The 24,373-nt window shown below is 54.6% G+C and carries 21 protein-coding genes; 6 read left to right on the forward strand and 15 right to left on the reverse strand.

The features are described 5' to 3' along the window. Positions 1 to 3 precede the first annotated feature (3 nt). Entirely contained in the window at positions 4 to 513 is a 510-nt protein-coding gene (locus tag AC5Q5A_RS04995; RefSeq protein ID WP_493894761.1) for a GNAT family N-acetyltransferase, read from the forward strand. 3 nt (positions 514 to 516) lie between these two features. On the opposite strand, the gene AC5Q5A_RS05000 is transcribed toward AC5Q5A_RS04995, so the two are convergent. Genes AC5Q5A_RS05000 through dusA form a run of 4 tightly spaced genes read right to left on the reverse strand, consistent with a single transcriptional unit; the run spans position 517 to position 5,684 of the window. Further along, positions 517 to 1,374, reverse strand: coding sequence for a class I SAM-dependent methyltransferase (locus tag AC5Q5A_RS05000; RefSeq protein ID WP_493894554.1), 858 nt, complete (start codon positions 1,372 to 1,374; stop codon positions 517 to 519). Positions 1,375 to 1,432: 58 nt separating this feature from the next. Continuing rightward, positions 1,433 to 2,647, reverse strand: a complete 1,215-nt coding sequence (locus tag AC5Q5A_RS05005; RefSeq protein WP_493894555.1) for a 3-phenylpropionate MFS transporter — start codon at positions 2,645 to 2,647, stop codon at positions 1,433 to 1,435. After that, positions 2,644 to 4,692, reverse strand: a complete 2,049-nt coding sequence (gene mnmC, locus AC5Q5A_RS05010; protein ID WP_493894556.1) for a bifunctional tRNA (5-methylaminomethyl-2-thiouridine)(34)-methyltransferase MnmC2/FAD-dependent 5-carboxymethylaminomethyl-2-thiouridine(34) oxidoreductase MnmC1 — start codon at positions 4,690 to 4,692, stop codon at positions 2,644 to 2,646. Before mnmC ends, AC5Q5A_RS05005 begins: the two co-directional genes overlap by 4 nt. After that, complete coding sequence (gene dusA, locus AC5Q5A_RS05015) at positions 4,689 to 5,684, reverse strand: tRNA dihydrouridine(20/20a) synthase DusA (protein WP_493894557.1); 996 nt, start codon at positions 5,682 to 5,684, stop codon at positions 4,689 to 4,691. Before dusA ends, mnmC begins: the two co-directional genes overlap by 4 nt. Before the next feature lie 143 nt (positions 5,685 to 5,827). Here dusA and AC5Q5A_RS05020 point away from each other — a divergent pair, with 143 nt between their 5' ends. Beyond that, entirely contained in the window at positions 5,828 to 6,178 is a 351-nt protein-coding gene (locus tag AC5Q5A_RS05020; RefSeq protein WP_493894558.1) for an ArsC/Spx/MgsR family protein, read from the forward strand. Positions 6,179 to 6,192: 14 nt separating this feature from the next. Next, on the forward strand, positions 6,193 to 6,867 hold the full coding sequence (locus AC5Q5A_RS05025; RefSeq protein ID WP_493894559.1) for an HAD family hydrolase: 675 nt from the start codon (positions 6,193 to 6,195) through the stop codon (positions 6,865 to 6,867). An 80-nt stretch (positions 6,868 to 6,947) separates the two neighbouring features. Here AC5Q5A_RS05025 and ggt read toward each other — a convergent pair whose 3' ends face one another. Together ggt and AC5Q5A_RS05035 are read right to left on the reverse strand one after the other, a co-directional pair. Beyond that, the gene (ggt, locus tag AC5Q5A_RS05030) at positions 6,948 to 8,585 is read right to left on the reverse strand and encodes a gamma-glutamyltransferase (protein ID WP_493894560.1); all 1,638 of its coding nucleotides are present in this window, start codon (positions 8,583 to 8,585) and stop codon (positions 6,948 to 6,950) included. Between the two features lie 286 nt (positions 8,586 to 8,871). Further along, positions 8,872 to 9,708, reverse strand: coding sequence for an alpha/beta hydrolase (locus tag AC5Q5A_RS05035; RefSeq protein ID WP_063089812.1), 837 nt, complete (start codon positions 9,706 to 9,708; stop codon positions 8,872 to 8,874). 245 nt (positions 9,709 to 9,953) lie between these two features. Between AC5Q5A_RS05035 and AC5Q5A_RS05040 the strand changes: the two genes are divergently transcribed. Both AC5Q5A_RS05040 and AC5Q5A_RS05045 read left to right on the forward strand, forming a co-directional pair. Beyond that, entirely contained in the window at positions 9,954 to 10,634 is a 681-nt protein-coding gene (locus tag AC5Q5A_RS05040; RefSeq protein ID WP_008890792.1) for a Crp/Fnr family transcriptional regulator, read from the forward strand. Positions 10,635 to 10,871: 237 nt separating this feature from the next. Continuing rightward, positions 10,872 to 11,246 (forward strand): DUF423 domain-containing protein, encoded by a 375-nt coding sequence (locus tag AC5Q5A_RS05045; RefSeq protein WP_338181338.1) that lies wholly within the window; start codon positions 10,872 to 10,874, stop codon positions 11,244 to 11,246. Between the two features lie 111 nt (positions 11,247 to 11,357). Here AC5Q5A_RS05045 and rpmG read toward each other — a convergent pair whose 3' ends face one another. From rpmG to AC5Q5A_RS05060, 3 genes are all read right to left on the reverse strand, one after another. Continuing rightward, on the reverse strand, positions 11,358 to 11,525 hold the full coding sequence (gene rpmG, locus AC5Q5A_RS05050) for a 50S ribosomal protein L33 (RefSeq protein ID WP_008890790.1): 168 nt from the start codon (positions 11,523 to 11,525) through the stop codon (positions 11,358 to 11,360). 93 nt (positions 11,526 to 11,618) lie between these two features. Further along, positions 11,619 to 13,124 carry a S41 family peptidase gene (locus AC5Q5A_RS05055; RefSeq protein WP_493894762.1) on the reverse strand — a complete coding sequence of 502 codons (1,506 nt, stop codon included), beginning with the start codon at positions 13,122 to 13,124 and terminating at the stop codon, positions 11,619 to 11,621. Between the two features lie 197 nt (positions 13,125 to 13,321). After that, on the reverse strand, positions 13,322 to 13,726 hold the full coding sequence (locus tag AC5Q5A_RS05060) for a DUF983 domain-containing protein (RefSeq protein ID WP_493894561.1): 405 nt from the start codon (positions 13,724 to 13,726) through the stop codon (positions 13,322 to 13,324). A 188-nt stretch (positions 13,727 to 13,914) separates the two neighbouring features. Between AC5Q5A_RS05060 and AC5Q5A_RS05065 the strand changes: the two genes are divergently transcribed. After that, the gene (locus tag AC5Q5A_RS05065; RefSeq protein WP_064780930.1) at positions 13,915 to 14,697 is read left to right on the forward strand and encodes an Hpt domain-containing protein; all 783 of its coding nucleotides are present in this window, start codon (positions 13,915 to 13,917) and stop codon (positions 14,695 to 14,697) included. A gap of 81 nt (positions 14,698 to 14,778) precedes the next feature. Here the strand turns inward: AC5Q5A_RS05065 and rnr are convergent, their stop codons facing one another. From rnr to AC5Q5A_RS05095, 6 genes are all read right to left on the reverse strand, one after another. Then, complete coding sequence (gene rnr / locus AC5Q5A_RS05070; protein WP_493894562.1) at positions 14,779 to 17,211, reverse strand: ribonuclease R; 2,433 nt, start codon at positions 17,209 to 17,211, stop codon at positions 14,779 to 14,781. Between the two features lie 48 nt (positions 17,212 to 17,259). Next, positions 17,260 to 19,908 (reverse strand): type I DNA topoisomerase, encoded by a 2,649-nt coding sequence (gene topA, locus AC5Q5A_RS05075; protein ID WP_338181322.1) that lies wholly within the window; start codon positions 19,906 to 19,908, stop codon positions 17,260 to 17,262. A gap of 170 nt (positions 19,909 to 20,078) precedes the next feature. Further along, positions 20,079 to 21,356, reverse strand: a complete 1,278-nt coding sequence (gene dprA / locus AC5Q5A_RS05080) for a DNA-processing protein DprA (RefSeq protein WP_493894563.1) — start codon at positions 21,354 to 21,356, stop codon at positions 20,079 to 20,081. Positions 21,357 to 21,419: 63 nt separating this feature from the next. Beyond that, the gene (gene plsY / locus AC5Q5A_RS05085; protein ID WP_493894564.1) at positions 21,420 to 22,070 is read right to left on the reverse strand and encodes a glycerol-3-phosphate 1-O-acyltransferase PlsY; all 651 of its coding nucleotides are present in this window, start codon (positions 22,068 to 22,070) and stop codon (positions 21,420 to 21,422) included. A 1-nt stretch (position 22,071) separates the two neighbouring features. Continuing rightward, positions 22,072 to 23,394: a dihydroorotase gene (locus AC5Q5A_RS05090; RefSeq protein ID WP_493894565.1), complete on the reverse strand. Its 1,323-nt coding sequence runs from the start codon at positions 23,392 to 23,394 to the stop codon at positions 22,072 to 22,074. Then, entirely contained in the window at positions 23,391 to 24,350 is a 960-nt protein-coding gene (locus AC5Q5A_RS05095) for an aspartate carbamoyltransferase catalytic subunit (RefSeq protein WP_086013196.1), read from the reverse strand. The genes AC5Q5A_RS05090 and AC5Q5A_RS05095 overlap by 4 nt, the downstream gene beginning before the upstream one ends. Positions 24,351 to 24,373: the final 23 nt, after the last annotated feature.

The following is a 24,373-nucleotide window of genomic DNA, read 5'->3' on the forward strand; positions in this document are numbered from 1 at the left end:
ATTATGTCGTCTAAGGCCCCTAGGATTGAGACCGAACGCCTGATACTGCGCAGGATGTCGTTTGACGACTGGCCGGATTACGCGTCCATGCTTGCGTCAAAGCACTCAGCACACATGGGCGGCCCATATGACACTGAGGGTGCATGGGCTATGTTTTGTCGCGATGCTGCTCAATGGGATTTGTTCGGCGTTGGTGCGCTGATGATGGATGAGAAATCGACCGGTCATTGCGTTGGTCAAGTGGGCATCAATTTTGGGCCTCCGTTCCCTGAATATGAATTAGGTTGGCTTGTGTATCCGGATGCAGAAGGCAAGGGATATGCGTTTGAGGCAGCAACGGCCTTGCGTGATTGGGCGTTTAACGTGCGCGGCTTGCCAACGCTTGTCAGTTACATCGCACCGGAAAATGATCGTTCTATTACTCTGGCGGAACGCATTGGTGCCGTTTTGGACCAGACCGCGCAGCGGCCTGATCCGAATGACCTTGTTTTCAGGCATGCACACCCAAAGTAAGGATTACTTTTTGCGCAGCCACAGACTGGTCTCATGCGCGCCTTCGGGAAGGTGAATGCCGTTGGCTATGGATTGGTCGACCTCATCGCACATGCGGGTCTTCGCATATGCGCTTGACCACATGATTTCAAACCCGCCGCCAGCCAGAAGGGCTGCGACCCCTTGTTGCTCGTTATATCCGCGCCATTGCCAGATTTCCGGATAGTCATCGGGCAGGGTGATGTCGTGGATATGAATGATCGCCCCACTTGGCAGGGTCGGAATGACCGATGAAAACAGCAGATCAACATCGGTACCGGGCATCAGGATGTGGCTTGAGTCGATCGACAGGAAATCCGCACCGGTCAGGGTTTTGAAAACCGATGGGTCGGCCTTTTGCACGATGGTGCGTTCGACGGTGATCGGAAGCTTCGCGATATCGGCGCGTGGTGCCGGATCAATCGCATGAAAAGCCGTATCCAGTTCGCCGTCCTTGATCGCCCGGTAATAAAACCGTGTCGAATGACCCGATCCGATTTCAATGATCCGGTCCGGGCGAAATTCGCGGGTGAAGACATAGGCCATCATCCCATCAAGGCGCGGAAACCAGCTTTGTTGCCAGCGTGGCTCCGGCGGAGTGGCATTGCCGAAGCTGGCAAACGCTTCGTGATAATTGGCAGCCTTGGTCAACCACGCCTTCATGGTGGGGGCGGCGGTATCCATCATGGTTTCGATTGCCGGGTAGGTCGGGCGATCGACGGCCTTTGCCGTCTCGCTGGCATAGCGGTAAGGAATGAAATAGCCGGCAGGCTCAGCGCCAATCAGTGTTTTCAAACCAAGTTTCAAGCGGCGCATTCTTAGAGAGAACGGCATCGAGGTCATATCAAAGGCCCCTTTGAGTTCAAAATTATTGTCTTTTGGTTCGTGCCGGTAAGTTTAATCAGTTGCAAAAAGTCTGATCCTCTCCGCGCCAGGCTCGTGTCAGCACAATCGCAAATCCCATCGAAATCGCCGAAAATACCGCCATCAGGTAATAGACCTGCGATCCGAACTGTTCATACAGCGGGCCGGAAATCCAGATGCTGCTACCAAGGAAAACGCCCATGGACAGTGTTGCCATCAGGCTTTGTGCGGAGGTGGCAAGTTGTTGGGGTATGGCGCGGGCGATAAAACTGACAGCGGCCAAATGCGTGATCCCGAATGTCATGGCATGAAGGGGTTGAACCAAAATAATCAACCATAGATTGTCTGTTGTGCCCAGTACAATCCAGCGTAAAATTCCCGATCCCGCACCAATCGCAAACAAAATACCCGGATGACGACCACGGACAAACCGCCCGGCGACGGCAAACAGAACGATCTCGGCAATCACACCAATTGACCAGAAAACGCCAATCATTTCATGCGAATAACCGGCTGATTCCCAATGGACGGAGGCAAAGGCGTAGTAGGTGCCATGCGCGCCCTGGGCAAACCCGATGCAGGCAAGATAAATCAGAAAAACCGGTTTGCGCAGCAGATACATCAGCGAAGAACCGGACCTGAGCGGGCGATCTGTCTGCGGGTCGGGCATGCGGGTGGTAATGGCAAAATTCACGATGCCCGCAACAAACAGCATCCAGACGATCCATTCTGTTGATGTTCCATCCAGAACCCAGCCCGCCCCATAGGACGCCAGAATGAAGGCAAGCGAACCCCACAGCCGCACGCGCCCATAATCAAGTTCACGCGCCTTGCATTCGTGCACCGTGATGGTCGTGCCAAGCGGCAGCAGGGGCGAGAAGGTAAAGCCGATCACAACTGAAAGGGCGGCAAGCCACCAGAAATCGCTCGAGATTGGGAAGGCCAGAATGGATAAAACATAGATCCCGGCAAGCCACATCATCGGGGTCTTGCGATTGCCGGTGCGATCAGCACGTTGGGCAATCAACGGATCGGCAAAGACGCGCACCCAGTTCGGCAATGATAGCAAAATCCCGATTTCGGCCGCCGACAACCCCTGGGATTTCAGCCAGACCGGCCAATAGGGCAGAAAAACACCCTGAATCAAAAACAGCCCCGAAAAGAACAAGGCCAGCGTTGCCGCCGTTTTCATCCGGTCCGGATCGGTGGCTGGTAACGGTTTCGATGATGGTGTGGCGTTTGGCGTGTTCATGCGGTGAGTTGCCGACGCTTGAGGCCGCGAATGATGAAACGCGCCGGATGAATGGCGTGCATCAGCGCTTTTTCCAGAGGCAGGGGCATATCGCAAATCTCACTGGCAAGAATCTCAGCGGCGAGCGGGGCGCCGATCAGTCCGCGGGCCCCAAACCCGGTACAGATATACACGTCTTTGTGGTAGGGCGCATCGATATATCGCGCGCCTTTTTTGCCCTTGTCGATGTCGCCATATGACGCAAGATAGGCGTCAAAATCCGGCGCAGGTCCGATCAGGGGCAGGTGATCCGCCGTTGTCGTGCGCAAGGATGCCCGCCCTTGAAGCATGTCAGGCGAAAGCATTGCCGCAACATCGGGCAAAACTTTTCCAAGCTGGTTTATGTTAAACGCATGGTCATCTTCGCGCAGGTCCATCTGCGCATCGTCACGCCCAAAGGTTGCTCCAAATACATGCATGCCATCACGCGCTGGTGTGATGTAGCCCTTGTGGCTCAGAACGCAATTAATGGCGGAACCATCGCCAAGGTTTGCCACGATTTCTTCTGGCAGAAAGCTGATCTGACCGCGAACAGGATTAAGGTGGTCTTTAAGCCAGATTGTCTGATCCAGCATTTGCGTTTCAAGTGCACCGGCGATGATTACAGCGTCAAAAGGCCCATAGGAATCCCCGTTTTCAGCCGTCAGGATTTTGCCTTGTTCAGCATTGCTAATGGCCGTGATGGTCGTTGAAAGCCGCACATCAATTCCATCAGAAAAGGCCCGCACCACCGACGGCGGATTTACCCACCCTGCGGATGGATAAAAAACACCGCCATAGGGCAAGGGCAGGCCAAATCGTTCTGAGGCCTGATCACGGTCAAGCGCCTCGACAAGGTCGGGTTTGTCGCAAAGGCGTGCGATCAGGCCATCCAGCCGTTCATGTTTGCGTTCACTGGTGGCAAGATCAATCACGCCGCAGAAATCGGCCTCGACCAACCCCTGATCGGCGAGTTTTTTGATCTTGCGATGGCTGAAGCGGTAACCAGCCTCATAAAACCGGCCCATGATGGCATCATCAACGGTCAGATAGGGCTCCAACATGCCAATCGGATTGCCTGATGCCGCGCTGGCCAGTTGATCGGCCTTTTCAAAAAGGGTTACGGCAACGCCACGCGCCTTTAAGGCATCCGCGCAGCCCGCACCGGCAAGCCCCCCACCGATAACGGCGACAGATTTGGTTTTCTTTGGGCGGGGCAGGTTAAACCAAGGATCATCGGCGATTTCGAAAAGGTCCGACGCATCGTCGCTGTCACCAACCGGTGCCGAAAGCGTTGCCGTGATCATGTCACGTTTATAGCCAAACCCTTTGCGCTTGCTGATTTCAAATCCCGCACTTTCCAGACCGTCACGTGCAATGCGTGCGGCAGTAAAAGTCGCAAGGCTCGCACTGCGCGGGTTGGACGCGCCGGCAAGGGCAGCAAACAAGTCCGGGTGCCACATATCGGGATTGCGCGCGGGCGCAAAGCCATCAAGAAACCAGCAATCAATATTCCCGTCATAGCCAGACCAGCATTCAATCGCATCACCGATCAAAAGCGTCAGACTGATATCACCATCGGCAAGGGAAAAACGGTGCACGCCGGGCAACATGGTTTCATGCGGCCAGATTTCGGCGAGCTGTTTGGAATATTGCGATAGTTCCGGCCAGCGCTGGTGCGCGCGGATCATGTCATCGCGCGACAATGGGTATTTTTCAACGGAAACGAAATGCAGGCGTCTGGATCGTTTGGGATCACTATCCCAGCATTGCCACGCGGCCAAAAAGTTCAGTCCGGTGCCAAAGCCGGTTTCGCCAATAGCAAAGCTTTCGCGGTCCTGCCAGGCAGACGGAAGGGTGTTGCCCTCAATAAACACATAGCGCGTTTCAGCAAGCCCATCCTTGGGATTGAAATAGATATCACCAAAATGCGGAGAGAACGGCACATTGCCATCCTGCCAGGTTATTTCGCCGGCAGGTCTTGGTTCATCACCCTCCGCTGGCATGGTGACATCGTTTGCCGTCATGCAGACAGGACCTCGTCATCCTGTTCAGGGACAAGGGCCAGGGCTTCACGGACGACTTCCGTACCTGCACCCTTGCGATGGGCATTTTCGCTCAGATAACGGCGCCATTGTTTTGCACCGCGCATTTGCTGGAACAGGCCCAGCATATGGCGGGTGACATGGCCAATGGTGCCGTTTTCTTCTTTCAGGTGTTCTTCGATATAGGGCAGCATGGCCTCAACCACCTGATGGCGTGTCAGGGGCTTGGCATCATCGCCATAAAAACGCCGGTCGACATCGGCCAGAACGTATGGGTTCTGATAGGCCTCGCGCCCGATCATGACACCATCGACATGTTTCAGATGCTCTTCGGTTTCATCAAGCGTCTTGATGCCACCATTGATCAGGATTTCAAGCTCCGGGAATTCCTGTTTAAGCTGATAGACCAATTCGTATTTTAGCGGCGGAACTTCACGGTTTTCCTTGGGCGAAAGGCCCTTGAGCCACGCCTTGCGCGCATGAACGATGAAAGTCTTGCAGCCAGCCTCGGCAACCGTTTCGGTAAAGCGTTTGAGCGACGGGTAGTCTTCCTGATCATCAATGCCGATGCGGTTTTTGACTGTGACCGGGGCGTTGCTGGCTGAAATCATCGATTTCACGCAATTCGCAACGACATCTGGCGTTGCCATCAGACAGGCACCAAAGGCGCCGTTCTGCACACGATCAGACGGGCAACCGCAATTCAGATTGATTTCATCATAGGCATAGTCATTGGCGATTTCACAGGCGCGCGCCAGATCATCCGGGTCGCTGCCGCCAAGCTGAAGCGCAACCGGGTGTTCGGCGTCGTTATAGCGCAAATGACGTTCCACGCCGCCGTGAAGAATGGCACCCGTGGTGACCATTTCGGTATAAAGCAACGTATGACGACTGATCTGCCGCAGAAAATAGCGATCATGCCGATCCGTCCAATCCATCATCGGGGCGACGGAAATACGCCGATTAACAGTCATTTGCTTACCGTTTTTGTCAAAGCCGGGTGAAGAGGGTTGCTGTATTCCAAGCGCGGTCTTTATATAGGTTCCGGGATTTAGGGTCAAAACCGATTGCGCGATGCATGGCAGCATCCCGAAGATATTAAAGTACAGGATTTGATATGGTTACGATTTACGGCATCAAGAACTGCGATACTGTCCGCAAAACCCTGAAATGGTTTGAGGCCAAGGGTATTGAAAACAAGCTCCATGATTTCCGGGCTGACGGGATTGACGCCAAGACCATTGAAGGCTGGCTTGATGAAGTCGGGGGTAAGGTTTTGATCAACAAGCGCGGGCCGAGTTATCGCAACCTGAGTGACGACGACAAAGCGACATTGGAGCAGGGCGGTGCCGCCGCATCTGAAGTGCTTGCCGCCAATCCGACCGTGATCAAACGTCCGGTTGTTGATTTCGGATCGACACGGACGGTCGCCTATGACGAAGCGCGCTGGACCGAACTAGCTGCTTGATAAGGGATTAATCCATGAAAAAGCCTGTTGTTCGGGGTGTGATCTTTGATTGTGATGGTGTTTTGGTCGATACCGAAACACTGGCGTGTCGCGTGTTGACAGATCAGCTTTGCGATTATGGCTGCGACATGGATATGGCGAAGACTCATGATCTTTTCATTGGTGGCACATTGGCGATGGTGCCGCCAAAAATGGAACATATGTTTGGCATTACGCTACCAGAAGACTGGCTGTCTGAATGCTACGAACGTACGTTTACGGCCTTTCGTAACGATCTGACGCCATTCGCACATCTTGATCCGGTGCTAGATCTGCTGGAAGAAAACAACATTCCCATTGCGATTGGCAGCAACGGTCCACATGCCAAGATGGATGTATCGCTCGCCAAGGTTGGCTTGAAAGAACGTTTTGAAGGGCGGGTTTGCTCGGCACATGATGTCGAAAACCCTAAACCGCATCCGGATGTCTTTTTGCTGGCCGCACAGAAAATCGGTGTCGATATCAAGGACTGCATTGTTGTCGATGACAGCCAGAATGGCGTGCGCGCAGGTGTTGCATCCGGTGCGACGACCATCGGTCTTGTCGATATTACGCCGGCCAACTACCTTCTTGACGCTGGTGCGCACCATATTGCGACCGACCATCGCGACCTTTATCGCCTGTTGGCCGATTGGATGTCTGCCGCGTAGCTGGCGGACATAGTGTCCATCAAAAAAGAACGGGCAGCGCCGTGTTGGGCTGCCCGTTCTTTTGTTTACCCAGGATCTCTTTATTCACCAACCACTATGCCTTCGCGGCGGGAATCAGCCCCGCCAATCAGGCCGTCTTCGGTGATCATAATGGCGTGAATGCCGGAATTAAGATCGCGGATATCGGTCTTAAAGCCCATGCCTTCCAGTGCCGGGGCCAAGTTTTCGGCATCGGTACCGGCCTCAAGATCAAAGGTGCCGAACCGGTTGACCAGGTGGGGCATGTCGATGGCGTCCTTGGGCGACATGTTCCAATCAATCATCCCGATAACCGATTGGGCGACATAGCCAATGATGCGCGATCCACCCGGTGAACCGGTCACAATTACCGGTTTGTCGTCTTTCATCACGATGGTGGGCGCCATGGATGAACGCGGGCGTTTGCCCGGTGCCAAGGCGTTGGCAATAGGGACGCCATCGGAATGGGTCTTGAACGAGAAATCGGTCAGCTCGTTATTGAGCATAAAGCCGTTCACCATCAGGCGTGAACCAAATCCGTTTTCAATCGTGGTCGTCATCGAAACCGCATTGCCATAGATATCGACGATCGAGAAATGGCTGGTGCTTGGCAGTTCAATCGCTTCGTCGTCGGCCAATTTCATGGCGTGGCTAAAGCTTGGCATGCCGGGTTCGACGGATTCAAGTGCGGTATCCCGATCAAGCAGTTTGGATCGTTCCGCCAGATAGGTTTTATCGAGCAAGCCCGTCAATGGCATCGGGACAAAATCAATATCTGCCATGTAACGTCCGCGATCGGCAAATGCCAAACGCGATGCATCACCGATCAAACGCCAACTTTGCGCAGACTCAGGGCCCATCGCGGCGATATCATAGGGTTCAACCAGTCCAAGGATCTGTCCGACCGTTAGCGCCCCCGAAGAAGGTGGTCCCATGCCGCACACATCATGATCGCGATACTCGATACAGGCGGCCGGGCGTTCCTTGACGTGATACGTGGCGAAATCGGCAAGTGACAGGACGCCGGGGTTCCAACTGGCGCCTGCGACCTTATCGACAATGTCCTGTGCGATCTGACCCTGATAGAAGTTCACAATCCCGTTGGTCGCCAGGTCTTGCAGGGTCTTGGCATATTTCGGATTGCGAAGAACCGTACCGGCCGCAAGTGGCGCGCCATCCTGATCAAAGAAATAGCCCTTTGCTTCGGGATCGCGTGAAAGTTTTTCCTGATCATCGGCGATCAAGGCAGCAAGACGTGGAGAAACTTCAAAGCCCGTTGTGGCGATATCAATTGCCGGGTCGAGCAGGCTCTTCCAAGGAAGTTGACCCCACTTTTCGTGTGCAGCCTTTATCAGGGCAGGGGTTCCGGGCGTACCAACCGACCTGCCGCCAACAACCGCATCATAAAACTTAAGCGGTTCACCGTTTTCATCCTGGAATAGCGTCGGTGTTGCGTTCAGAGGCGCGGTTTCACGCCCATCAAGCGTGGTCAGTTTTCCAGTCGCTGCATCGAAGTAAACCAGAAACGCGCCGCCCCCAAGCCCGGACGATTGCGGTTCGACAAGGCCAAGCATGGTCTGAATGGTGACCATCGCATCAATGGCGTTGCCACCAGATCGCAAGATATTAGCACCTGCCTCAACTGCCAGCGGGTTGGCAGCACTAATCATCCAGTTGCTGGCAGTGGCGGCCTTGCGCATTTGAGACGAGGAACCGGCCGTGCTTGCCTCAGGCGCAACGGCGTCTGTTGTTTGCTGGGCAATAGCACTTTGACCAAGGCAGACGCATAAACCCGCAGCGATAAGGGCTGTCAGAAGCCGTGGGCGAAGTTTGACTGTTTCGAAAGATGCAGGAGCGTTAAGGGGCATGTTCCAGACCTTTGTTTTGGTTGGCAGGGTATTTCGTTTGTCGGGGCGCTCAAAAGCAAACACCCGCATCGTCGCAGATGCGGGTGCAAATGTGCAGTAAAAATCCAGTTTAGGTTGCCTAGGCTGCTGTCTTGTTACCTTTGCTGCGCTGTTGGCTAACGAGTTTGACCTGAAGCCATTCCAGTATGGTTTCGGCGACCTTTTCCCAGTTTTTATCGAGCATCATCGCGTGGTGGATGTCATCAATCAGGGCATAGTCCGCGCCATAGCGCTTGGCTGTGTGGTGGATCAGTTCGCTCTGGATGATTTCATCGTCGCGCGCGCCCATGACCAGCATGGCTGGCGCTTCATCCTTTGTCAGGAAGATCGGGTTGGCGCCCATCATGTCCGTAATCGCCCGTTGGCTTTCTGTTTCGAGCCGTCCGAAATAGATCATGCCTTCATCTTCGGCGATATCAGGCGACAGCATAGCGCGCCCCAGACGTTCACGAAGCAAGGTATGGGGGCCAATGGCCTGAAGCCAGAACATATGGAAAAACAGATCGGGCTGGGCCATTGCCATCATCGCATTGCTGGCAATCAGGCCTTCTGGCGGGACTGAGGCCATAAGGACGGCGGCCTCGGCACTGTGGCGTTCGAGATATTTCTGGATGACATAGCCGCCCATCGAATGACCAATCAGCACGGGCTTCTTGCCAAGGGTCTCGACAACCTCTTCAAGGTCTTCGACATAATCGTCAATGGATGCAAGGCTGCGCAGTTCGCGGCCGCCACTTCCGCCATGGCCGCGCAAGGAAAACGCCACGGTCTCAAAGCCGCGATCCGCAAACCATGTCAGGAAATGTTCGTTCCAGCACCACGCCCCGGTATAGGCGCCATGTACAAACACCAATGGATGTTTACTTTTGGGTTTGCCTGTCGGGCTGCGACGGAAAATCTCCAATTCGGGACTCATGGCCTGCCTCCTCGCGATGCGGGATCGATGCAAATATATGCCTTGATTAAAAAGAACTCGATTATGTTCGCACATGCAGCATAATCTTGTCCAATCACATGTGGGAGTCCGACTTTGGTTTGGCAATGATTGTCAGTCTGAAGTTGTTTGCTTATGATTGCGTCCGGGACAGTAAAAGATGTGAGGGAACGCAGGGGGTCTGTGCTCCGGACGCTAACAACACCGTAGTGAGAAGCTTGGGGGATATGGTTAAATTATCAGTGGTCGGCATTTTCGCGGATCTCGATGAGAGCGCGATTGCAGACGTCGAACGCCACGTCAACCGAAAGACGTTTGCGGCCGGGACGCAAATTATCGAACCGGAATCAGATAGTTCGGACGTTTACCTTATTTTGTCCGGGCGGGTACGGATCGTTAATTACTCGCTTTCGGGGCGTGAAATCACCCTTGAGGAAATCGGGGCAGGCGGCTGTGTAGGCCAGCTTTCTGCCATTGACGGGCAGCCGCGTTCGGCCTGTGTAATTGCGGTTGACGATACTAGTGTCGGTATTTTGAGCCCGGCCAACTTTGAAAAGGTCGTCAAAAATCACCCGTCAGTTGCCTGGAACGTGATCAGCGAACTGGCCAGAATTGTTCGGAACTCGACCCGAAGAATTGTTGATGTCAGCACACTTGGCGCCAACGAACGCGTCGTGGCGGAAATTTTGCGCCGTGCCAACAATGTTTGTGACGATAACGGTTCGGCACTTTTGTCACCCGTTCCGGTTCATTCCGAGGTCGCCGGGCGGGTCAGCACATCGCGTGAAACCGTTGCACGCGTCATGAGTACACTTGGACGCCGTCAGCTTGTGACAAAGGTTGAGACCGGTCTTTTCGTCCCGGATGTGCGCCGACTTGAAGAATTCCTAAGTGAGTCAATTCATTAGGTCGTATTTGTATGATTTTTTTTGTCTTCATGTGATGACTGTCACAGAGAAGAGGATGATCGACAGGTAAAGGTATTGGTGTGGCGGACATTTAAATGTTCCGGCACATCTCCCCCAAGAGAGTTACTGGCCGTACACTTGTTGTACGGCCATTTTTTTGCGTTTTCGCATGGCGGACGGATTTGTTGATGTCTAATCTGTTCGAAACAACTGCACTTCTTTGTAAGGGAACCTCTGATGCGTATTTCTGTGGTTATGGCCGGACTGAATGGTGCGATGGCGGTTGCGTTGGGGGCGTTTGCCGCCCATGGCATGGCTGGAAGCGAAATGGAATATGCACGCGGCCTGGTCGAGAAGGGCGCGCATTATCAGCTTGTGCATGCTGTTGCCCTGGCCGCGATTGCAGGCCTGGTTCATCATGTGCCCGATGAGAAGTTCCTGCGCATTGCCGCCTATGCAATGCTTGTCGGGATCGTTTTCTTCTGCGGGTCTTTGTACGCCATTGCCTTTGGCGGTATCTCTGCGTTTGGTGCAGTGGCCCCGATCGGCGGCTTTGCCTTTATTGGGGGCTGGTTGCTGCTTGCTGCGGCGGGATACAGACGCTTTGGCTGATATCGCAGTAGGTGGCATTTGACCTGAAACAGGCAAGTGCAAACAAAAAAAGACGTGTCCCGAAGGACACGTCTTTTTTAAATCTTTGCAATCAAGTTCCGAAGAACCAGATTACTTCATTTTCGCTTCTTTGAACACGACGTGCTTACGCACGACCGGGTCGTACTTGCGAAACTGGAATTTCTCGGTGGTATTCCGCGGGTTCTTCTTAACAACATAGAAGTAACCGGTGTCTGCGGTGCTTACCAACTTTACGAGGATCGAAGCGGGCTTCGCCATGTCTCTGCATCCTGTGTTCAGGTGTATCTCAGGCGGCGGAACATAAAGGTTATCGGCAGAGTGTCAAGCCATTTTGGAAAAAAGAATGTAATTTTATTGGCTGGCAAAAGTATCAGCGATTTCCTCTTGTCCGACATAGGCCAGATTCTTGTATTCACGGTTATTTTTCAGCAGCTCAAGTGCAACTTCGACATCAAATGTTTCGCCATTTGTGTTGGCCGGACAAACGCTGCGTAGTTCCCGTCTGCTCTTTTCGTCCTGATAGTCCAGCTTGCGCCATTTCATCATCACCGAGGCCGTCTCATCGCGCTTTGACAGGGCGTTCGCCACCTTGTGAATTGCGGTGCTACCTGTGCCGGATTTCGTGCAGATGGCCGGGAAAAGACCGATTCTGTCAAAGGTGTATCCAGAAGGGGCGGTCATACGCGACCAGGTAAAGGTCAATGTGCCATGGTTGGGCAGATCATTGATTGCCTGAACCGACCCCTTGCCAAAGCTTGTGGACCCGATCAGCACAGCACGATGGCGATCCTGAAGGGCCGCTGCAACCAGTTCGGCAGAAGAGGCTGTGCGCCCGTCAATCAGGACAACCAGCGGCGCGCCATTGGTCAAATCGCCGGTTTCTGCCTTGAATATGTGACGTGCGGCTGTGACACGCGAAAATGTCTTTCCGATCGGACCATCTGCCAGAAACAGGTCAGCCACGGCAACGCCCTGTTGCAGAAGTCCGCCACGGTTTCCACGAAGGTCGAGAATAACACCGTGAAGGCCACCACCATAAAGTTTTGCCTTCATAATGCTGTCGGCAAGCGTTGACGCGGTTGCTGAGTTGAAGCTGCTGACACGCGCAATCAGGATATTGTCACGGACATCATCGAATACGGTCCGGTCAATCACCCGTTCACGCAGTATCTCCATGGGGGTGATGGCGTTGCTCTTGGCTGCGTTCACTTCAAGCAGGACAGATGTACCTTCTTCGCCATGCAGCAGGTCGGCAGCATAGCGACTGGCTTTGCCATACATGTCCTCGCCATTGACGGTCAGGATCTGATCGCCGGGATGCAGTCCGGCACGCGCAGCCGGGCTTTCCGCATGAACAAGTTTGACAACAGGGTAGCCACTTCCGCCAACGACACGAACGCCGATGCCAATGTAGCCGTCACGACGGTTGCGCGCGTTTTCTGCACGTACCGGCCCCTCATAGCGGCTGTAACGGTCCAGATTGCGGATCGCACCACTGATCAGGGCAGACTCGACGTCTTTGGTGTCCGTGCTGCGCAGTTTGGCCGAATGTGCCCGGTATCTTGCCAATCCGGTGAGCGTGATTTCGGACCAGATCTGAAGGTTATCGTGATCCACCATGCCGTCGGATGACGCCGGCAGGGCAATTTTGCCGACCGTTCGGTCATCATATTGCAAGACCAGATCACTCGGGGTGATGTCGACGCGAATGTTTTCGTCAATCGATGAGAGCCCATCAAGGGTACTCACCAGGATCTGTTCACGGCTGATCGGATCGATATAGCGTGTTGCGACAAGTTCGATTGTTTGAGAAATCAGTTCGCGCGTCTGCAGATCATCAGGCGAGGTCACTGCCATCCGGTCTGAAGTGGTACAGGCAGCCTGCAATACACATAACCCGACGGCGACACAGATGCGCCGCAAACGTCGCACTCCTGCGTCGGGATTGTCATATGTATTCTGTGCTACGCGAAGTGCGACCAATTAAACAATCCGGTTAATTCAGGCGAGATAACCTACGCATTCTACTGGAAAAATTGGCATTCTGCCAACGACTATCCTTTGATGCGCATGGCCCATTGAGTGCCAAGAACAGCCCCTTTGATAAAGGGCAGAAAGCCAAGGCATAATGCGAAGGTGGCCGGAAGCCAGATCGAAAGTTGCAGTGCCATCGACGGACTGAAATTCTGTTCCATCGCCAAGGCACCCGGGACCACGATGTGTCCGACCAGAAAGATCGTGAAGTAGGGCGGGGCATCATCACAGCGATATTCCCCGATCGGGTGATTGCAAACATCACACTCGGAACGAAGCTTCAGATAGCCACCAAAAGCAAAACCGTGCCCGCAATTCGGGCATTTGCGGCGAAATCCGCGGCGCAAGCCGGTCATCAGTCGACCGCTGCTTTGGTTGCTGGTGGTGGCATTTGTTTCGGGAGAAATATCGTGTGGGGCATTCATGTTTAAAATTAACTCCTGTTATATCTCAGCGCCCTCTTGATCCGTGTGGCGAAAACAGGCATTGAGACTGTATGCCATCATCATGATGTTCGGTTGCGCAAGCAAGTAAAATCGCCCGTGCCTATTCACCTCAGGGGCGTATATATGGTCACATTTGCTTGATCAAACAGTTGCCAAGGGAGTGCCCAGTGGGAAGTGCAGACGCAGTCATTGCCGGTCTGAAACAGGACTTCATCGAGGACACGATCGAACGCATTGATCGCATTGAAACCACGATTGATCGTGTCGCCGGCGGAATGGACGAAGCAGGACCGGGAATTGCCGAACTGCGGCGCGAGGCGCACACTGTCAAAGGACTTGCCGGATCATTCGGCTTTCCGCTGGTGGGCGCGATTGCACATCGGCTTGAGGACTATATTGCCGAATTGACCCAAATTGATGATCTCGAAGCAGCATCGCTTGTGGATTTCACCAGCTGGATCCGTGAGATCATTGAAAGTGGCACCAACCCCCAGGCCGAGGAAGAAACCCGTATTCTGCGTTCCCTGCCGACCCGCAGCGCTAAGGCCGATGAGCAGGATGATGCATCCGAAGTTGCGGTTGCGCAGGATAAGGAAGTCCTTCTTGTCACCGCGACCGCTGTGCAGGGGCATTTTTTGCAACGTGCACTGCGTGAAAAGGGTTTTCGCACCATTACGGCCCGTTCGGCCGTCGAGGCGTTCGAAACGGTGGTTCAATCGCGCCCGGATGCCGTCATTACCGCGGCTGTGCTTGATGGGCTTAGTGGGATCGAACTGATCCGCGCCCTGGCTGCGATGAAGACCCTGTCAGACAAAAAGCTCGGCCTGTTGACGAGTTTCGATGCATCACATCCCGATCTTGAAGGTTTGCCTGAAAACGTTGCGATCATCAGTAACAAGGGCAAACAAACCGCAGAGCACCTGGCGAAATTCATCGAAACCATGCTCTGAGCTTTTATTGGAGCGTTGGTATCGAAAACAAAAAGGCGGCCATATCGGCCGCCTTTGGTTGTTTGTGTTGGCAGTTCGGTCTTAATCCGACTTTGGGCCCGGTTTGGGGGCGTTGCGCGCCGCCCGGTTGGATGCGACCAGCTTGCGCTGCTTTTTCGGTGTGGTCTTTTTCTTTGCCGCTGCTTTCTTGCCCTTCGACTTGGTCGCAGATGATCCAGCCGGGCCATTTGCATCCCGCGGGCCGGACCGGAAACCGGGCTTGCTGCCATGGCGATGGCTGCGGTCGCCGGGGCTGCCACGCCGTTTGCCCGCACCACGACGTCCACGTGGCCGTTCAACCAGGTCGCGGGCGGTAATGTCGGCGTGTTCTGCCAGTCGCAATGCCAATGATCCGGTGGCTGCATCGGCATCGGCGATCCTGACGACAACCGTATCACCCAGCTGGAACTTCTTGCCGCGATTTTGTCCGACAAGTGCGTGGCTTGCTGCGTCATGAACGTAATAGTCATCGGGCAGGGTGGATATCGGAACCAACCCGTCTGCCCCGGTTTCGTTCAATGAAACAAACAAACCAAAGTGGGTGACGCCAGAAATCTTGCCGGGGAACTCTGCCCCAACCTTGTCGGACATATAGGCTGCGACATAACGGTCAACCGCATCACGTTCGGCCATGGCCGCCCGTCGTTCGGTGCCCGAGATGTCCTCGCCAATCTGTTCGAACCGTTCGCCTTCTTCGGGCGTCAAACCGCCTTCACCAAGTTTAAGGCCCGCGATCAGAGCACGATGGACCAGAAGGTCGGCATAACGCCGGATCGGGGAGGTAAAGTGCGCATACCGTTTCAGTGCAAGGCCGAAGTGCCCGATATTGTCGGGGCTGTACATGGCCTGTGACTGGCTGCGCAGCACGACCGTGTTGATCAGCTCAGACTCTGGCGTGTCCTTGGCCAGTTCAAGAATGCGGTTGAAATCACGCGGTTTCAGGACCGATGCCTTGTTCAGCTTATAGCCAGCGCCTTCAAGGAATTCGTGCAACGCTTCAAGCTTTTCCTCGCTCGGTGCATCGTGGATACGATACATGCAGGGCTGCTTGATACGTTCAAGTTCCTCAGCAGCACAGACATTGGCTGCGATCATGAATTCTTCGATCAGCTTGTGACTGTCAAACCGTGCACGCGGTGCGATAGCGACAATCTGTCCGCTGTCATTAAGCTCGATCTTGCGTTCGGGCACATCAAGTTCGAGTACGCCACGTTTCTTGCGCGCTTCCAGAAACGCATGGAACGCGCCATACAGCGGCTTGATGATGGTATCAACCAGCGGACCGGTGGTGTCGTCTGGCTGGCCATCCATGGCGCGCTGAACCTGATCATAGGTCAGGCGGGCGGCCGACTTCATCATCCCGCGGCAGAACTTGTGACGCAGTTTATGGCCGTGTTTATCCAGCCACATTTCAACCGCCATGCAGCCGCGATCTTCGTGCGGGACAAGTGAACACCAGCCGTTCGAAAGTTCAAACGGCAACATCGGCACCACACGATCCGGAAAATAGCAGCTATTGCCGCGCTTGACCGCTTCACGATCAAGGGCATCACCCGGGCGCACATACCAGGACACATCGGCAATCGCGACCATGATGTGCCAGCCGCCTTCATTGGCGAGATCCGGGTCAGCTTCGGCCCAGACGGCATCGTCAAAGTCACGCGCATCGGCACCATCAATGGTGACCAGCGGGATGTCACGCAGGTCAGTGCGTTTACCCAGTGGTGTGGCCTTGGACTCACGTGCCTGAAGTTCGACTTCCGGCGGGAATTCAAATGGAATGCCGCGCGCATGGATTGACACAAGGCTGATGGATTTGGGTTCATTGATATTGCCAAGAACCTCGGTAATCCGGCCTTTGCGCAGACCAAAATGTTTGCCCGGCAAAATTTCGGTCAGAACCAGGGCGCCACTTTCAAGATCAGGATGGTCGTCAAGCGGGACCGCGATCTCGCCGCTATCCTTGCGATCTGTGGGCACAACGCGGCCTTCGCGTTCATTGGGGCGATAAAGTCCCAAGACGCGCTGTGGGCCGCTTCCAAGGACCCGCATGATGCTGGCTTCGTAGGTATGCTTGCCGGTATAGCGCAGCTTGGCGAGAATCTTGTCACCAATGCCTGGCGCACTCGGGCCGCCACGACGAATTGATTTCACAACAATCAGCGGCGGTTCGTATTCGTGTTTCCAGACATTCGGTTTGGCCAGAACTTCGCCGTCGTCATCAACGCCGGTAATTTCCAGAACTTCAACCGGGGGCAGGCGGTCGGGTTTGTCAAAGCGCCGGCGGCCCTTGACGACATCGCCGCCAATTTTAAGGTCTTTCAGGATCTTTTTGAGTTCGATCTTGGCTGCGCCCTTAATGTTGAAGGCGCGCGCAATTTCGCGCTTCCCAACCGGTGTCGGGCTCATATCGATGAATTCGATAATCTCTTCCTTGGTGGGGAAGTGTTTTTTGTCTTCTGTATCGTTCGCCAACGTTGCGGCGTCCTTTCATAGGTATTCCAGAGAAAAGGAAGGCGGCGATTAATTCGCCGCCGCCTTTTTCGTGGTTGTCTTCTTCGCTGCGGGTTTCTTTGCAGCCGTTTTCTTTTTCGCAGGGGCTTTTTTCTTAGCCGTTGCGGTTTTGGTTGCCGTTTTCTTGGTCGCGGCCTTGGTCGTTTTGCCCGACTTGGCTTCCTTTTCCTTGATGGCCTTGATGGCCATTTCAAGGGTGATGTCATCACGTTCTACATCGCGGATATTGGCGATGGTTTTCTTGTGCTTAACAAACGGTCCCCAGCGGCCAACGGCGACAAAGATCGGTTCACCATCATCGGGATGCTTGCCGATTTCCGTGCCGGACTTTTCACGCTTATCCGCGATCAAGGTGATCGCCCGGTTTTCACCGATCGTCAGAACATCATCGTCGGCCTTGAGAGAGGCAAAAATGCTACCCGCCTGAACATACGGACCGAAACGGCCGATATTGGCCTTCATTTCCTCGCCAGTATCGGGATAAATCCCGACAACACGTGGCAGGGTCAGAAGTTCTTCGGCCTTGGTCAGGTCAACAACGGATGGCTCCAATCCCTTGGGCAGGGACGTGCGTTTCGGTTTGACCTTTTTCGGTTTGCCGTTCTTGCCTTCGACTTCCTCTTCCTCGCCAAGCTGGACGTAAACGCCATACGGGCCTTTGCGAAGGGTGATTTCCTTGCCGGTTTCCTTATCAATGCCAAGGACTTTGGGGCCGGAATCAAGTTCGGACTCGGAGCCGTTTTCATTGGCAACGAGCGGCCGGGTATAATTGCATTCCGGATAGTTCGAGCAGCCCAGGAAGGCGCCAAACTTGCCGAGCTTGAGGCTAAGCGTTCCATCCGTGCATTTCGGGCATTTATGCGGGTCTGTTCCGTCTTCGCGCGGCGGGAACAGATAGTTTTCCAGCATCACCTGAAGGGCATCAAGGACGTCCGTGATTTTGAGTTCCTTGGCCTCGTCGACATTGCCTTTGAACGACTTCCAGAAATCCTTGAGAACGTCTTTCCATTCCAGCTTGCCCATGGAAACTTCATCAAGCTGGTTTTCCAGATCGGCCGTGAAGTTGTACTGGACATAGCGTTCAAAGAATTTCGACAGGAAGGCTGTTACCAGACGGCCACGGTCCTGTGCGACGAAACGGCGACGTTCCAGCAACACATAGTTACGGTCCTGAAGAACCGAAATGATAGACGCATAGGTCGACGGACGGCCAATGCCGAGTTCTTCCATCTTCTTGACCAGGCTCGCCTCGGTGTAGCGGGGCGGGGGCTGGGTGAAGTGCTGATCGATGCTGACTTTGCCAAGGTCGGGCTTCTGGCCCTCTTTTAGCGGCGGCAGGCGACGATCATTTTCGTCCTCGGCCTCGTCATCCTTGCCTTCCTGATAAAGTTTCAGGAAGCCGTCAAACTTCACAACGGAACCATTGGCACGCAGCACGACATGATTGTCATTCGATGACAGATCAACCGCGACCTGATCGAAACGGGCATCTTCCATCTGACAGGCGACGGTCCGTTTCCAGATCAGGGTGTAAAGTGCTAACTGGTCCTTATCAAGGTGACGCGAAACCTGTTCCGGGCGACGGAACAGATCGGTCGGGCGGACGGCTTCGTGGGCTTCCTGCGCATTCTTTGCCTTGTTGGCAAAGCTGCGCGCACTGGCCGGAAGGTATTGATCGCCATAATCCTTGCCAATCAGGCGGCGTGCGGCGGCGAGTGCTTCCTGTGACAGGACCACAGCATCGGTACGCATGTAGGTGATCAGACCAACCGTTTCGCCGCCAATATCGACACCTTCATAAAGGCGCTGGGCAAGCTGCATGGTGCGTTTCGCGCCAAAGCCCAGCTTACGCGATGCTTCCTGCTGCAGTGTCGATGTGGTGAAGGGGGGCTGCGGACGCCGTTTGACGTCTTTGCGCTCAACCTTTGAAACGGTGTAGCTGCGGCTTTCTACCTTTTCCTTGGCGATCTTGGCAGCACTTTCATCACCAAGTGCCAGCTTATCAAGCTTTTCGCCGTTCAGATGGGTCAGACGTGCGGAAAACTTGCCCTCGGGAACGGCAAAGCCAGCTTCGAGCGACCAGTATTCGTCGGGTTTGAAGGCCTCAATTTCGATCTCGCGTTCGCAAATCAGGCGGAGCGCAACCGATTGCACGCGGCCAGCCGAACGCGAACCGGGCAGTTTGCGCCACAGAACCGGCGACAGGTTAAAGCCGACAAGATAATCAAGCGCACGGCGCGCAAGATAGGCATCCACCAGTTCCTGATTAAGTTCGCGGGGATTTGCGATGGCTTCGGTGACAGCTTTCTTGGTGATCTCGTGGAACACGACGCGATGTACATCGCGACCGCGGAGCAGCTTTTTCTGCTCGAGAACTTCAAGAATATGCCAGGAAATGGCTTCACCTTCGCGATCCGGGTCAGTCGCGAGATAGATGGTGTCAGAGTCACGTGCCGCCGAAGCAATTTCCTTGATCTGCTTTTCGGAACGGCCATCGGTTTCCCAGACCATTGCAAAATCATTGTCGGTATCGACCGAACCATCCTTGGACGGCAGATCGCGGATATGACCAAACGAGGCCAGTACCTTATAATCGTCGCCGAGATATTTATTGATCGTCTTGGCTTTGGCCGGGGATTCGACGATGACAAGATTCATTACGTTTTTCGTGTCCGGTTCTTGCGCCCGAAGGCGGTCATTATGCTGTGTGGTCCGTAACCTGAAAGTCTGCACACATATATTATAGTGTGTCGCTGTTTTTCAGATCAAATTGCGCAAATTGCGGCAAATCACAACAATATTTGTCACATCCATATCCGACGCGACTCTCATTTGGCGATACGCGATACCCTATTTCCGGGGTGACGTTCAACCCTTCCTGCAAGTTCGAGCTCAATCAAAATTGTTGAAACCTGCTCGGCGGGCAAGTCAGACGTACGAATGAGCTCATCAATCAGAAGGGGGCTAGCAGATAGCAAATCAAAGAGTTTTTCCATCTCTTTGACGGAGTCTTCGTTGGCGTCGGTTTCGTCAGAAAGTTCTTCTAATTCAATTGATTGCCGGGTTTTCTTTTCACCCAGAATGACCGCGTCTTGTTCCAGTGATGCCGTTATCTCGTAATATGCCTCGGCTGAGGTGTCAGAGATTGCGTCGCGCGCATCTGTGTTGAAGGTGTGATTTTGTTCAAACAGATGACTGTTTTGCTCGGCAGTTCGAAGGGCATCCAGAATTACGTCGGCAGAGTCGCACAAGATTGCGCCATCACGGATCAAACTGTTCGGACCTGCTGCGCGCGGATCGGTCGGGGAGCCCGGAACGGCAAACACATCACGGCCCTGTTCGGCGGCAAAGCGGGCGGTGATAAGCGATCCGGAATTTCGACCGGCCTCAATGACAACCGTACCCAATGACATTCCGGAAATGATGCGGTTGCGACGGGGAAAGTGCCTTGCCTGTGGTTGAAGTCCGGGCGGCATTTCTGACACCACACAACCCTGTTCGCAGAGTTGCGCATAAAGGTCCTGATGTTCGCGGGGATAAACGACATCCACACCGCCACCCAGAACAGCAATCGTACCGCCGCCTGCATTATGGTTGCTTTGCAAGGCCGCCGCATGGGCTGCGCCATCGATGCCGCGTGCCATCCCTGACACAACCACATAGCCCGCGTTTACGAGCTCATGACTGATTTTACGGGCAAATCCGCATCCCGTTGCCGAAGCATTGCGCGCACCAACGATCCCGATGGCAGATTTTCCAAGAAGCTCAATCCGTCCGATGGCATAAAAATAGGGCGGGGCATCATCAATCCGCGCCAGAAGTGGCGGATATTCAGGGTCGCCAAAAATGATCGGTCGGGCGCGCGATGCCTTTGCGGCCTCAATTTCCGTAACCGTCTCGTCGCGGTTGGCAATCTTGATCTTGCGCGTGGTGTTTGCTTGGGCAATGACATCGGGCAGGGCATCAATGGCATTTCGGCCTGAACCAAACCGTTCCAGCAATTTGCGAAAGGTGACCGGTCCGACATTGGTGCCGCGCGCTAGTCGCATGCGTGCCAGACGTTCCGATTGCGATAATCGCGATGGTTGTTGGTTTGGTAAATGCATAACGCCCGGATTGTGGTCATCCGGGCGTTATTTCGTCAAGCTATTCGAAGGGGTATCTTGCGCCTAAGAAGCAGGGGTTTCTTCGTCAGCCTGCTTTTTCTTCTGGCCGATCTTGGGTTCCTCACCGCGCATCAGGCGTTTGATATTGGCGTGATGGGCAAGCCAGACAATGACAGCCAAGAATACACCAAGCCATCCAGCGCCAGGATCATTGGCGATGAAGAACGCGGCCAACGGGGCTGCGATCATAGCGATGAGTGCCGAAAGCGAAGAAATCCGGAAAATCAGCGCCATCACCAACCACGTCAATGCAGCGCAAAGGCCCATGATCCAGTTGACGGCGGCAAGCGTGCCAAGGGTGGTCGCAACCCCTTTGCCGCCCTTGAACCGCAGCCAAATCGGGAACATGTGGCCAATAACAGCGGCACCACCGGCAAAGATGCCTTGCTCTGCACCGTAAAGGTGGGTGAACAGCAGTGCTGCAAAGGCGCCTTTGCCTGCATCGCCGATCAGGGTCAGGAAGGCCAATCCCTTGCGACCTGTACGCAGAACGTTCGTTGCACCGATATTGCCGGAACCAATCTGGCGGATGTCGCCAAGCCCTGCCATGCGGGTCAGAACCAGACCAAACGGGATAGAACCCAACAGGTACCCACAGACCGTCGCAACCTGGAGCGACATCAACATTGCCTTATAGGTGGCATCAAGTTCCATTTCAGGCACCTTCCGAGAAGACTTCGCGGCCATCGATCAGGGTACGCAGGACGCGTCCCTGTGTCAGTCGGCCGTCAAACGGTGAATTTTTCGATTTCGAATGGAACTGGTAAGGATCAATTTTCCACGGGCGATCCGGATCAAAGATCACCAGATCGGCCGCGGTTCCCTCTGCCAGTGTTCCGGCCCCTTTGATGCGAACCAGTTCGGCTGGTGTGCGGGTCAGTTTGGTAATCACATCGAGCAGCGACATATGCCCGTTGTGATAAAGCTCCAGCGACATCGGAAGCAGCGTTTCAAACCCGACGGCACCAGCAGCCGCCTGCGCAAAGGGCAGGCGTTTGGAGTCGGCATCTTGCGGGTTGTGGTCCGATGCAATGGCATCAATCGTGCCATCGGCAAGGCCAGCAACAATCGCCTGACGGTCATCCTCTGAGCGAAGCGGCGGAGACAGCTTGGCAAAGGTTCGGTAATCCGAAACCGCATTCTCATTCAGTGCGAAATAGGGCGGTGCGGTATCGCAGGTGACTTTAAGGCCACGTTTCTTTGCCTTGCGGATGACTTCCACCGATTCACCGGTCGAAATATGGGCGAAATGCAGCCGCCCGCCGGTCATTTCAACCAGTCGCAAGTCGCGTTCGATCTGAATAACTTCAGCCAGTGGCGAAACACCCGACAGGCCAAGGCGGGTTGCCAGTTCGCCGCTATTCATCGACGCACCCTTGGAAAGCTCGGGCTCCTCAGGGTGCTGGACGATCATGCCATCAAAGAACGTCGAATAGGACAGGGCCTGGCGCAGCAGGCGTGCACTGGCGATGGTCTTGATCCCGTCGCAAAAGGCAACCGCACCGGCCTGATGAAGCAGGCCCATCTCGGTGATTTCCTGCCCCTCGATGCCCTTGGAGACGGCGCCATAGACAAATACCTTGGCCAAGCCAACCTTGCGGGCACGACGGGCAATGAATTCAACACCGGCCACGTCATCAATCACCGGATCGGTGTTGGGCAGGGCAATAATGGTGGTGACGCCACCGATTGCCGCCGATTTGCCAGCGGTTTCGATGGTTTCCTGATGCTCAAATCCCGGTTCGCGCAATTGGGCACGCATGTCAACCAGACCAGGTGCCAGGCATGCACCGCCAAGGTCAATGACTTCAAAACCTTCGGGAACAGTACCTTCGGTGATGTCCGGGCCACTTTTGACGATGGTGTCATCTTCAATCAGGAGGCCACCGGTTTCATCGGTTTGTTTGACCGGATCAAGCAGCCTTGCATTGATGAAGGCTTTTTTGCCGGCACCTTTGGCGCGAATGGCGGGGCTCATGCCTGACCTCCGATCTTTCTGTGGTTCTGCACAAGCAATTCAAGCGCTGCCATACGCACGGCGACGCCCATTTCGACCTGTTCGCGGATGACGGAACGTTCAACGTCATCAGCCACTTCGCTGTCGATCTCGACACCGCGGTTCATCGGGCCGGGATGCATGATCAGGGCATCTGGTTTGGCGTTGGCAAGCTTTGCACGGTCAAGCCCGTGGAAATGGAAGTACTCGCGAACCGACGGGATGAAGCTGCCTTCCATGCGTTCCAGCTGCAGACGCAACATCATGACGATGTCGCAGTCTTTCAGGCCTTCTTCCATGTTATGGAAAATCTCGACACCCATCCGGTCGATCTTCGACGGGATCAGGGTTGGCGGGGCGACAAGGCGCACGCGCGATCCCATGGTGTTCAAAAGCAGGATATTGGAACGTGCGACACGCGAATGGGCAATATCGCCACAGATCGCAACATTCAGGCGATGCAGGCGTCCCTTGTGGCGGCGAATGGTCAGGGCATCAAGAAGTGCCTGGGTCGGGTGTTCGTGGCGACCATCGCCCGCATTCAAAACCGCACAGTTGACCTTTTCGCTCAGAAGCTTGACCGCGCCACTGTCGCCATGGCGAACAACCAGTGCATCCGGGTTCATCGCATTAAGGGTCATCGCCGTATCGATCAGGGTTTCACCCTTTTTGACCGAACTGGTGCCGACCGTCATGTTGATGACATCAGCCCCCAGACGTTTGGCTGCCAGTTCAAACGATGTCAGCGTCCGGGTGGAGTTTTCGTAAAACAGATTAACAACTGTCGCGCCGGCCAGAATATTGCTGGTCTTGTCTGCGGAGCGGTTTTTTTCCGCATAGTGCTGGGCGCGGTCCAGAATAAGGGTGATTTCCCCGGGGGTAAGACCCTCGATCCCGAGGAGGTGTGGGTGCGGATAATGATCCGCCGCTGGTCCCATGACGCTCATGGCGTTGCACATTT

Source organism: Thalassospira sp. CA1 (genome assembly GCF_059052855.1).